Annotated in this window: 1 protein-coding gene; it reads left to right on the forward strand. The window is 43.5% G+C overall.

Translation table 11 applies throughout. The annotated features are described in order from the left end of the window. Positions 1 to 57 precede the first annotated feature (57 nt). Positions 58 to 230 (forward strand): hypothetical protein (locus FS628_RS33165; protein WP_369008899.1); only part of this gene is annotated, 173 nt, incomplete at its 3' end.

Genomic DNA, 230 nt, shown 5'->3' on the forward strand with positions numbered 1-230 from the left:
CACGTCAAAGATCCTTTCCCAAGCAAGTCAACTTCCAATCCACATCACCACCATTCAATCCACATTTTTATCCACCCAACTAAACACCACACAACATACTACCACCACCATCACGCCCACTACCCCCTTAACTTTCATAATCACACTTCTTTTCCACGAAATGCACACAGAGAAACCTTCAAATCACCCACCCGATTAACAACTGAACGATATACACTTCAACTCCCCAT

Origin of the sequence: Paenibacillus xylanexedens, assembly GCF_007676705.1 — a bacterium.
GTDB classification, from domain to species: domain Bacteria; phylum Bacillota; class Bacilli; order Paenibacillales; family Paenibacillaceae; genus Paenibacillus; species Paenibacillus xylanexedens_C.